This is a genomic window from Micromonospora sp. URMC 107, from assembly GCF_051386315.1.
Taxonomy (GTDB): Bacteria; Actinomycetota; Actinomycetes; order Mycobacteriales; family Micromonosporaceae; genus Micromonospora.
In genome coordinates this window covers 67,904-79,062 of the sequence record NZ_JBPQTK010000013.1, presented here as the reverse complement: position 1 = coordinate 79,062, position 11,159 = coordinate 67,904, and the positions used below count along the sequence as shown (strand labels likewise).

At 73.5% G+C, this 11,159-nt stretch carries 8 protein-coding genes; 7 read left to right on the top strand and 1 reads right to left on the bottom strand.

Annotation, left to right across the window (positions count from 1 at the left end; genetic code table 11):
* Window positions 1-79 precede the first annotated feature (79 nt).
* Window positions 80-841 (top strand): sulfite exporter TauE/SafE family protein, encoded by a 762-nt coding sequence (locus ACSNN9_RS05205; RefSeq protein WP_436671470.1) that lies wholly within the window; start codon window positions 80-82, stop codon window positions 839-841.
* Between the two features lie 99 nt (window positions 842-940).
* Here ACSNN9_RS05205 and ACSNN9_RS05200 read toward each other — a convergent pair whose 3' ends face one another.
* A complete protein-coding gene (locus ACSNN9_RS05200; RefSeq protein ID WP_436671469.1) occupies window positions 941-3,634 on the bottom strand; it encodes a PIG-L family deacetylase in 2,694 nt (897 codons plus the stop codon).
* 414 nt (window positions 3,635-4,048) lie between these two features.
* Here ACSNN9_RS05200 and ACSNN9_RS05195 point away from each other — a divergent pair, with 414 nt between their 5' ends.
* The 6 genes from ACSNN9_RS05195 (at window position 4,049) to ACSNN9_RS05170 (ending at window position 11,113) form a co-directional block, all read left to right on the top strand.
* Window positions 4,049-5,212 carry an ROK family protein gene (locus tag ACSNN9_RS05195; protein ID WP_358091915.1) on the top strand — a complete coding sequence of 388 codons (1,164 nt, stop codon included), beginning with the start codon at window positions 4,049-4,051 and terminating at the stop codon, window positions 5,210-5,212.
* Window positions 5,213-5,262: 50 nt separating this feature from the next.
* On the top strand, window positions 5,263-6,312 hold the full coding sequence (locus ACSNN9_RS05190; RefSeq protein WP_436671468.1) for an extracellular solute-binding protein: 1,050 nt from the start codon (window positions 5,263-5,265) through the stop codon (window positions 6,310-6,312).
* Between the two features lie 94 nt (window positions 6,313-6,406).
* Window positions 6,407-7,480: an ABC transporter ATP-binding protein gene (locus ACSNN9_RS05185; protein ID WP_436671467.1), complete on the top strand. Its 1,074-nt coding sequence runs from the start codon at window positions 6,407-6,409 to the stop codon at window positions 7,478-7,480.
* The gene (locus ACSNN9_RS05180) at window positions 7,477-9,267 is read left to right on the top strand and encodes an ABC transporter permease (RefSeq protein ID WP_357880956.1); all 1,791 of its coding nucleotides are present in this window, start codon (window positions 7,477-7,479) and stop codon (window positions 9,265-9,267) included. The genes ACSNN9_RS05185 and ACSNN9_RS05180 overlap by 4 nt, the downstream gene beginning before the upstream one ends.
* Entirely contained in the window at window positions 9,264-10,163 is a 900-nt protein-coding gene (locus tag ACSNN9_RS05175; RefSeq protein WP_436671466.1) for a creatininase family protein, read from the top strand. Before ACSNN9_RS05180 ends, ACSNN9_RS05175 begins: the two co-directional genes overlap by 4 nt.
* A complete protein-coding gene (locus ACSNN9_RS05170) occupies window positions 10,160-11,113 on the top strand; it encodes an amidohydrolase family protein (protein ID WP_436671465.1) in 954 nt (317 codons plus the stop codon). The genes ACSNN9_RS05175 and ACSNN9_RS05170 overlap by 4 nt, the downstream gene beginning before the upstream one ends.
* Window positions 11,114-11,159: the final 46 nt, after the last annotated feature.

The following is an 11,159-nucleotide window of genomic DNA, read 5'->3' as shown; positions in this document are numbered from 1 at the left end:
GCCCGGCCCCGCCGAGCGGTGCCGGGCTGCCCGGCGGACACCGCCCCACCACCCGGCATCGCCACTAGCCTGAGACTCGATGGATCCCATCCAGGCAACGCTGCTCGTCGCCGCCGGTGTCGCCACGGGCGCCTTCAACGCGGTCGCGGGCGGGGGTTCCCTGATCGCCTTCTCGGCGCTGATCGCTGCCGGCATACCGCCGCTCAACGCCAAGCTGACCAGCACCGTCGCCGTCTTCCCCGGCAACGTGGCGAGCGTCGCGGGAGGGTACCGGGACCTGCCGCCCCGCGGGGAGATCCGGCGCATCCTGCCCGCGGCGGTCGGCGGCGGCGTCGTCGGATCGCTGCTGCTGCTGGTGACGCCCAGCCACGTCTTCGACGTGATCGTGCCGTTCCTGGTGCTCGCCGCGTCGGCGGTCCTCGGCCTGCGGGACCAGCTGGACGGGCTGGTCCGGCGCTCCGCCCTGCGGCACGGGCGGAAGCACCCGGCGGCCCTGCAGGCGTCCGTCGCCCTGGGCGGCGTCTACGGCGGCTACATCGGCGCCGGCTTCGGCATCGTCCTGGTCGCCAGCCTGGCTCTGTTGCAGCGCGAACCGCTCATCCGGACGGTCGCCCTGAAGAACCTGCTGTCGGCCGTCATTTCGTTCACGGCGGTGGTGCTCTTCGTTCTCTTCGGCACCGTCAACTGGGCGGGCGTGGCGATCCTGGCCCCGGCGACCGTCGTCGGCGGCTATGTCGGGGCACGGCTGCTCCGCAGGCTCCCCATCGGCCTGCTCAGGGCGGTGGTCGTCGCGTTCGGGGTGGCCTTCGGGCTGTTCCTGCTGGGGCGCAACGTCCTGTAGGCCGCGCTGGGCCCCGGCGACCGCAGGGGAGGATCGGCCCCGGCAACGGGAAAAGGCCCCCGCCATCCGGTCGGATGACAGGGGCCCCTCCCGCGCCGGTCAGGTCAGCGGGACCTGGCGGGCGAGCGCGGCACCGTCGGCCTCGAAGGCGGCCAGGACGGAGGTGGGCGTGCCACCGGCGACCGGCACCAGGACGGTCACCGGGTGGCCGGAGCGCACCTGCACCGCGCGCTCACCGAGCGACCGGTCGCCGTTCCAGGTGTGCAGGTACACCGTGCCGGCGCGGTCGGCCCGGACGGTCACCTGCACGCCGCCGGCCACCTGCCGCTGGCCGGTCAGCCGCAGCGCCCGCTCGGGCAGCCGCGCGACGGCGGCCGGGGCCACGCCGTCCACCGCCGACTGCGCGATGGTCTGCGGGCTGTGCACGCTGCGGGCGGCGGTGTCCGGGAACACCGGGGCGCTGGGCTGCCGCGCGGCCGGGGTCAGGCCGGGCAGGGTGACCAGGCCGTACCGGTACGGGTCGGCCCGGACGCCGGTGAAGGTGGACCAGCCCAGCCGGGACTGGGAGCTGAGGTCCTGGGTGTCCGAGTCGTAGACCAGCACGTTGAAGCCCATCCGGGCCGGGTCGATCGCGTCGGGCAGCACCGCGAACGGGATGCGCGCCTCGATCGTGTAGCCGGCGTACGGCGCGGTCACCTTGCTGACCACGGTCATCCCCGGGGCGGTCGTGGCACCCGGGCCCTGCCGGTTGTCGGCGTCGCGCTGCCAGCACGGCGGGTCGCCGTTGGCGGGGTCGTCGGTGACCGGGAAGATGCCCGCCTTGAACACGGTGGAGGTGTCCGTCGAGTTCCCCTTCGGGTCGACGATGATCTCCACGCTGTCGGTGCGCCGCTGCCGCTTGCAGTCCTGCGGCACCACCTTCTTGCCGAGCACGTCGTCGGTGACCCGCACGAACACGACGAGCGCGTCCTCGGTGAAGGCGATCCGGCCGGTGGCCGAGGCGTCCTGCGGCGTGGTGGCCTGCCCCTCCCAGATGCGGGACAGGTCCAGCTCCTCGCCGGGGTACTCGCCGGGGGAGGCCACCCCGTCGACGGCGTGGTCGTGCCCGGCGTGCGGCACCTCGCTGGTCGGCACGATCTCCAGGGCGCCGGTCTCCACGGTGCTGCCGGCGGCGCTGGTGGTGGTGATGGTGATGCCGTAGTCGCCGCCGTCGCCGCCCTCGTTGGCGGTCGGCAGGCTGGCATCGCTGGTGACGGTGAAGGTGACCGCCCCGGTCGCGCCCGGGGCCAGGTCGGCGTAGCTCTTCGTCGCCGCGTCGGCGGCGAAGCCGGCCGGTAGGCCGAGGGCGACCGTGCCGCTCTGGGCGGTCTCGCCGTGGTTGCGCAGGTCGACCCGGACCGTCCGGCTCTTGCCGGAGCCGATGGTCAGCACCGGCTTGATCAGGGTGTCCAGCTGCGGGTAGCCGCTGTCGCCGGCCCAGGTGCGGAACAGCCCCACCTCGGGCAGCGGCTCCAGGGTGCCGCGCACGTCGGCGACCACCCGGACCGCGCGGTCCGTGCGGCCGGCGCCCTGGCCGGTGGTCAGGGACGCGCCGACGAGGTGCTGGGCGTTGGTGTCGGCGCCGGCGGGGACGGACACGGTGAAGGTGGCGGTCCGCTCCTTGCCGGCCGGTACGGCGCCGCGCAGCTCGCCGGAACCGACGGCGGTCCAGCCCTGCGGCAGCCGCAGCGAGACCCGGGGCGCGGTGAGCGCCCGGTTGCCCGGCGCCCGCACGTGCGCGGTGACCTCGACGCTCTGCCCGGGGGCGAGGTCGAACCGGTCGGCGGTCAGGTAGAGCTCGGTGCCGCGGGGCAGCCCGCCGGCCGCCGGGGGCAGCACCGAGCCGCGCAGGATCGCCTCGGGGGAGGTGTCCGCCGGGTCGTACGGGACGCGGCTGTCGACCAGGGTGTAGAAGTCGCAGCGGATCTTTGCGGGGTCGGTGGGGGCGGCGGCGGTGTTGGCCCAGCCCTGGGTGACGTAGTCCCGGCGGGCGTCGACCTCGACCTCGGCCCAGGTCTTGCCGCCGGCGCTGCGGGTGCCCTCCCAGACGCCGAACACCTGGTCGGTCGGGACGGCCGGCACGAAGCCGGTGGCGCACTGCGGCCCGGTCGACGAGCTGCCGGTGCCGCCGGTACGCAGGAACTTCGCCGCCCGGAACGGCGTGAGCCCTTCCTTGGTGAGCTGCTCGGGGAAGGCCTTGGGGTCGGCGGCGGCGTGGAACGCCTCGGCGGCGAACCGGGCGGCCTGCTGGTGGTTGCCGTGGTTGCCGGGCGTGGGCGACGGGTTCATCGTCATGACGATCTCGGGCCGGGTCTGCCGGATCACCCGGACGATCTGGGCCAGGGTGTCGTCGTGGCCCCAGATCTGCTCGGACAGGGGCGCGGACGCGGTGTACCAGAAGTCGACGCGGTCGAGGTTGTACAGGTTCTCCACCCCGGCGCGGCCGATCGCGGTGCGCTCCTCGCGCTCCCGGATGATGCCCAGCGGCGGGCCCTCCTCCAGGCCGACGGCGTTGCCGCCGCCCTCGCCACGGGTGATGGTGACGACGCCGGCCTTGGCGCCGTGCTTCTCCTTCCACTGGCCGAGGGTGGCGAGGCTGCCGGCCTCGTCGTCGGGGTGGGCGCTGACGAAGAGGACGTCCAGGTCGACGGCGTCGGTCGGCCGGGCGTCGGTGGGGGCGGCGAGGGCCACGGCCGGTGTCCCGGACAGGGCCAGGGCGAGCGCCGTGGGTAGCAGGAACGCCTTGAGACGCATGCAGATCCTTTCGCGTGGCGCGATGTCCGCGCAGCGGCCGGCGACGTCGGACGCGGGGCGTCGACGTGGGGTCGCGCTCGGACGGTGAGGGGACGGGCGGGGGCGCCGGGCACGAGGGAGCACCGGCGTCACCGGGGTACGCAGCGGCACGAGATCCGTACACACTGGAAGGCCTTCGCCCGGTGACGCTAGGGACCGGCGCGGCGGCCCGTCAATGCTTTGCAAGGTCTTTCTTCATTTGCGAAAGAAACTAACTCCCCGCCAGGCGCGGCGTTGCCGGCGGTGAGGTCGCCCGTCCGCAGGCCCCGTGAGGGCCCGCAGGAAGGGCGTTTCTGCTGCTCACGGAGGGGTCCGCAAGGTAACGAGACGGTTTCGTTACTTGACTCGATAGTTCGTTCGCCGTAGGAAGGAAGTGTGACAGACGTGGTGACGCCACCAACGAGCCCGGTGAGCCGGGAGCGGTCGAAGGAGATCAAGCGGTTGTCCGTGATCTCCACCGCCCGCCAGGTGCGGGTGCTCTCCCGCGCCGAGCTGACCGAGCTCACCGGGCTGAGCCCCGCCACGCTCACCCCGCTCGTGCGCGAGCTGATCGCCGAGGGGTACCTCATCGAGCGCGGCCCAGGAACCTCCCGCACCGGCCGGCCCCGGGCGATGCTGGAGTTCAACCCCCGGGCCGAACTGGTCGCCGCGGTCTCCCTGGAGCCGTCCCGGATCAGCTGCGAGATCGCCGACAGCGACGGCGCCGTCATCGCCCACCGCGCGGTCCGGCTCGCCGGCGACATCGTCGACACCATCTGCCGCTCGGTGCCCGAGCTCGCCGGCGACGGGCTGCCGGCGCTGCGCGGGGTGGCCATCGCCGCGCCCGGCGTCTCCACCGGCGGCGCCGTCCGCCTGGCTCCCTCGGTCGGCCTCGTCGAGGGCCGGCCGGTGGGGGAGTCGGTGCAGCGGCGGCTCGGGGTACCCGTGGTGGTGGACAACGACGTGAACCTGATGGCGGCCGGCGAGCACGCCGTCGGCGCGGGCAGCGACGTCGCCGACCTGCTGCTGCTGCACGTGGCCGACGGCATCGGCGCCGGCCTGGTGCTCGACGGGCAGGTCCGCCGGGGCGCCGGCGGGGCCGCCGGCGAGGTCGGCTTCCTGCCGCTGGACCCGACCGACCGCGGCCACGACGGGATCGGCCCGTTCGAGGCCCGCTGGTCGGAGAACGCCATCGCCGAGCGGATGGTGGCGCTGGCCCCCGGACGGCGGCCGGACTCGCCCGTGGCCGACCTGGTGGCGCTGGCCGCCATCGACGACCGGGCCGCCGCCTACCTCGACGACGTGCTCGCGGCCTGGTCGCGGCTGATCGTCTCCTGCGTCTGCGTCGTCGATCCCGGGCGGGTGCTGCTCAGCGGCGCGGCCGCCCACCTCGACGACGCCGCCGTCGACCGGCTCCAGGCGCTGGTCGCCGCCGCCGCGCCGAGCACCACCGAGGTGCGCCGGGCGGTGCTCGGCGACCGGGCGGTGCTGCACGGGGCGGTCAGCTACGCCCTCTCCGCGGCCGCCGCCGGAATGCCCACCCTGCTGCCGACTCCCTGACCACACACCACGCACACCGCAGTTCCCCCCACACCCCTCGGAGGTACCCCATGAGACGTCGACTTCTCCTCGCCGGTGCGCTCGCCACCGTGCTCGCCGCCGGCACCGCCTGCGGCGGCGGTGGTGGCGACGACGCGGCCGGCGGCGCGAGCGCCGAGAAGCTGACCATCTACACGGCCCGCGACAAGAAGGTCTCCACCTACGTCGTGGACCAGTTCACCGCCAAGTACCCCGAGTACAAGGGCAAGGTCGAGATCCTCAACCTGGGCGCCCAGGAGATCCTGGAGCGGGTCCGGGCCGAGAAGGCCAACCCGCAGGCCGACGTCTGGTGGGGCGGCACCCAGCAGGGGCTCTCCGCCGGCGCCAGCGAGGACCTGCTGACCTCCTGGCAGCCGGCGTTCGCCGGCAAGATGGACCCGAAGTACAAGGACGCCGAGGGTCGCTGGTTCGGGGAGATCCTGCTCCCCGAGGTCATCATGTACAACAACAAGGCGCTCACCCCGGAGCAGGCCCCGAAGGACTGGGACGACCTGCTGAAGCCGGAGTGGAAGGACAAGATCATCATCCGGGACGTGGCCGCGTCCGGCACGATGCGGTCGATCTACGCGTCGATGATCATGCGGCAGTCCCCGGACGGCAGCAACCCGCAGCCCGGCTACGACTGGCTGAAGAAGCTCGACGCCAACACCGGCGCGTACGCGGCCAACCCGACCGACCTCTACCTGAAGCTCTCCCGCCAGCAGGGCGTGCTCAGTGCCTGGAACCTGCAGGACATCCTGCTGCAGGCCAACCAGTCGAACATGCCGTTCGGCTACGTGATGCCGGCCTCCGGCGCCCCGGTGCTGGTCGACGGCATCGCCGCGGTCAAGGGCGGCAACACCACCGGCGCGCAGAAGTTCATGGAGTTCCTCTTCGACGACAAGCTCCGCGGCGACCTGGCCAAGGACTACTACCAGATCCCGGCCGTGGACATCGCCGAGAAGCCGGAGTGGCTGGCCCAGCTCAACCTCAAGCCGCTGGACGTCAACTGGGACGTGATCGGCAAGAACGAGACCGAGTGGATCAACCACTGGAACGGCCAGATCAAGAACAAGGGCTGACCGCCCGGGCGTTTCGGGGGCGGGCCCCCCCCCCCCCCCCGCGCCCCCATCCCACGACCGACCAGGTCCGGTACCGCACGAAGGAGAGGACCTCATGATCGATGTCACGCTGGAGTCGGTGAGCAAGCGCTTCGCGCGCGGCGGCGACACCGCGGCCGTGGACGACGTCGACATCACCATCGCCGCCGGGGAGTTCTTCACGCTGCTCGGCCCGAGCGGCTGCGGCAAGACCACCACCCTGCGCATGGTGGCGGGGTTCTACTTTCCCACCTCCGGCCGGATCCGGTTCGGCACCGAGGACGTCACCCGCCGGCCGCCGAACAAGCGCGACACCGGCATGGTCTTCCAGAACTACGCGCTCTTCCCGCACATGAGCGTCGCGCAGAACGTCGCGTACGGCCTGAAGATCCGCAAGGTCGGACGGGTCGAGTCGCGGCGGCGGGTCGAGGAGGCGCTCGGCCAGGTGCACCTCGCCGGCTACGGCGACCGGCGCATCGACGAGCTCTCCGGCGGCCAGCAGCAGCGTGTCGCCCTGGCCCGGGCGCTGGTGATCCGGCCGCGCACCCTGCTGCTCGACGAACCGCTGTCGAACCTCGACGCCAAGCTGCGCGAGGAGACCCGGGTCGAGATCCGCCGCATCCAGCGCGAGGCCGGCACGACCTCCATCTACGTCACCCACGACCAGGCCGAGGCGATGGCCATGTCGGACCGCATCGCGGTGATGCAGTCCGGCCGGGTGCAGCAGATCGGCGCCCCGCAGGAGATCTACCACCGCCCCGCGACCAGCTTCGTGGCCCGCTTCATCGGCCGCAGCAACGTGCTCAGCCTCCCCGTGGTCGCCGCCGCCGAGCAGACCGTCACCGTGGGGCTGCCCGCCGGCGGCGAGGTCACCGCGCCCGCCCCGACCGGCCACGGCCTGCGCCAGGGCGACACCGCGCTGGTGTCGGTCCGTCCCGAGCACCTCGGGCTGACCTCGGCCACCGAGGCGGGCGCGCTGCCCGGCCGGGTCACCGAGGTGGAGTTCACCGGCATGGCCACCAACCTCGTGGTCGACGTGGCCGGCGAGCCGGTGCAGGTGGCCGCGATCGACGTGCCGGCCGGGATCGCCGCCGGCGACCAGGTCGGCCTGCGGCTGAACCGGGAGCGGATGTGGGTGGTGCGGCCGTGAGCACCATCCCCGCCACCCCCAGCCCGGCCACCGTCGCCCCGATCACCCAGGAGCCGCCGCCGCGCGGCCCGCGCCGCCGCCTCGCCGACCGGTTCGCCGGCGGCACCGGCTCCCGCTGGTTCCCGTACGTCCTGGTCTTCCCGCTCGCCCTGATCCTCTTCGGGTACGTGGTGCAGCCGATGTTCGCCACCTTCGCCGAGAGCGTCGGCGTGGACGGGGTGGAGAACTACGGCAGCTTCGTCACCGGCGGCGGGGTCGCCCGCTCCTCCCTGGTCACCTCGCTGATCATCTCCGCGGCCAGCGTGCTGCTCTGCGGCGTCGTCGGCGTGGCGATGGCCTTCCTGCTCAAGCGCTTCTCGTTTCCCGGCCGCAAGCTGATCGAGGCGATCATCCTGGTGCCGGCGGCGCTGCCGCCGCTGATCGGGGCGATCTCGTTCCAACTGCTCTACAGCGAGACCGGCATCCTGCCGCGCGGCCTCCAGCAGCTCCTCGGCGCCGAGAACCCGGTGCTGCCGTTCAGCGGCATCGCCGGGGTGCTGGTCGTGCACACCTTCACCATGTACCCGTACTTCTACCTGTCCGCCTCGGCCGCGCTGTCGGGGATGGACCCGTCGGTGGAGGAGGCGGCGTACAACCTGGGCGCCGGCCGGGTCCGGGTGTGGCGCACGGTGCTGCTGCCGATGCTCACCCCGGCGCTGGTCTCCGCCTCGCTGCTGGTGTTCATGACCTCGCTGGCGTCGTACACCGCCCCGCTGCTGTTCGGGGTGGACCAGACGATGACCATGCAGATCTACATCAACCGCACCAACGGCGACCTGCCGATGGCCTCCACGTACGCCTCGGTGCTCGGCGTGGTCTCCGTGCTGTTCCTGCTCGGCATGCGCTGGTACGAGGGGCGGCGCAGCTACCGCTCCCAGTCCAAGGGCGTCGCCGCGCACCGGCGCGAGATCACCAACCCGCTCGGCAAGTGGCTCGCCCTGACCGCCTCGGTCCTGGCCACCGCGGTGCTGCTCGCGCCGGTGGCGACCATCGCCCTTGTCGCGTTCTCCCAGGACGGCTCCTGGACCACCGAGGTCATCCCGGCGGCGTACACCACGCAGAACTTCGTCACGATCTTCTCCGACCCGGCGGCGTTCCAGCCGATCCTCAACTCGTTGCAGATGAGCCTCATCGCGACCGTCGCCTGTGTCGTCGTCGGCGTGCTCATCGCGTACGCGGTGCGGCGGCTGGACTTCCGCGGCCGGGGCCTGCTGGACGTGGCGGTCATGCTGGCCTGGGCGCTGCCCGGCACGGTGGTGGCGATCAACCTGATCTCCGCGTTCAGCACGGGCAACGCGTTCAGCTTCGGACAGGTGCTGATCGGCACCTTCTGGATCATGCCGTTGGCGTACTTCGTGCGCTTCCTGCCGCTGGTGTTCCGGTCCAGCTCGGCCACCCTGGCGCAGATCGACCCGTCGCTGGAGGAGGCCGCGCGCAACCTGGGCGCGTCCTGGTGGCGGGCGTTCGGCACGGTCACCCTGCGGCTGATGCTGCCCGGTGTGGTGGCCGGCGCGCTGCTCGCCTTCGTGCACGGCGTCGGCGAGTTCGTCGCCTCGGTGCTCATCTACACCTCCGAGACGGCGCCCATCTCCGTGGAGATCAACAACCGGATGTACTCGTTCGAGGTCGGCACCGCCGCCGCGTACGGCATGCTCCAGGTGGTCCTGATCTTCGTGGTGATGGTGGTCTCCGGCCGGCTGGAAGGCGGCCGGCGCTCCAGTCGGGAGGCGGCCCGGTGGACGGCGTGAGCGCGGCCTGGCCGACGGGCGGCGGGCTGGTCCCCGCCGCCCGGATCCCCGGCGGGGAACTCGCGGCGGTCGCCGCGGCGGCGGACTTCGCGGTGCTCCCGGTCGGCGCCGTCGAGTGGCACGGCCCGCACCTGCCGCTCGGCACCGACCTGATCCTCGCCGAGGGCTTCGCCGCCGAGAGCGCCCTCGGCGGCGACGGCGCGGTGCCGTCCGGCGGCGGCACCCCGGACGGCACCGGGACCCCCGCCGGCGGGCGCGGGGCGGCGGGCCCGCGCGGGGTGCTCTTCCCCGCCGTGCCGTACGCCGCCTGCCCCGGCCAGACCCGGCCGTGGCCCGGCACCGTCGCGATCCGACCCGAGATCGCGGTCGGCTACCTCGCCGACGTCATCGAGGGGATCGTGGCCGCCGGGTTCACCCGGCTGCTGATCGTCAACGGACACGACGCCAACATGTCGACCGTCCGGGCCGCCATGGAGTGGGTCTCCGGGCGGCGCACGGCGAGCCTGCTGCTGGTCAACTGGTTCCAGCTGGTCACCCCGGCCGAGACCGCCGAGCTGTACGGGCCGCTGCCGGCGCGCGGGCACGGCGGCGCGTACGAGACCTCCGGGGTGCTCGGCTTCGACCCCGACGCGGTCCGCCTCGACGCCGTCGCCGACCTGCCGCCCCGGCCGAAACTGCCGGTGACCCACCCGTACGTGCTGGTGGAGTCCCGGCCGGACCCGTGGCAGGGCTGGTCCGGGCACATCTCGCTGGCCGACGAGGCGGCCGGTCGGCGGGTCCGGCACCTGGCCGCCACCCGGCTGCGCGAGGTCGTCGCCGCCTGGGTGGCCGCCCCGCTGCCCGCCGACGGGCCGGTCCGGACGGCCGGCGGGCCCGAGCCCGAGGAGGCGCCGTGACCGTCGACCGTGGACTGGACGTCGTCGACTTCCACCTGCACTTCCGCATCGGCGCCGACGAGACGGTCCGGGCCTGCGAGCACGCCGCCGACATGCACCCCGGCGGCGAGCGCGAGCGCGCCGTCCGCGCCGCCGCTTCCGCCCCGTACGCGCGGCGGTGGCGGCAGGCGTGGGGCTTCCCCGACCCGGAGCCGCCCGCCGAGCGCTGGCAGGACGAGGCGGACCGGTGGGCCGAGGAACTGCGTGCGGTCGACATCCGCCGGGCGGTCTTCGTCACCGGCGGCGGCAACGACACCGTCGCCGACGTGGTGGACCGCCACCCGGACCTGCTGCTCGGCTTCGCCCACCACGACCCGTACGGCGCGGACGCCGCCGCCGAGCTGGAACGCGCCGTGGTCGAGCGCGGCCTGCGCGGGCTGAAGCTCTTCGCCCCGCTGCTGCGCGGCCCGCTCGACGACGAGGCCCTCGACCCGCTCTGGGGCACCGCCCAGCGCCTCGGCGTGCCGGTGCTGATCCATATCGGCCACTACGGTAGCGCCGGCGGCCTGTCCCATGGCCGGTACGGCGGCCCGGACGAGCTGGCCCGGATGGCCCGCCGCTTCCCCGAGCTGGCCGTGGTGGTGCCGCACTTCGGCGTCCAGCACGTGCAGGACCTGCTCTTCGCCGCCTGGGGCTGCCCGAACATCCACGTCGACACCTCGGGGTCGAACCAGTGGGTGCGCTGGATGCCGTACAAGCTGACCCTGGACGAGCTGTTCCGGCGGTGCTACGAGACCATCGGCCCGCACCGGATCGTGTTCGGCAGCGACTCGTCGTGGTTCCCGCGCGGGTACGTCACCCGCTACCTCGACGACCAGCTGCGAATCTGCCGCGAGCTGGGGCTGCCCGACGAGCACCTACGCGCGATCTTCGCCGGGAACGCCGAGCGCCTGCTCGGCCTGGACGCCTGACCGGCTGACGCCCGGGCGCGGCGCGCGACGCCGCGCCCGGCACGGA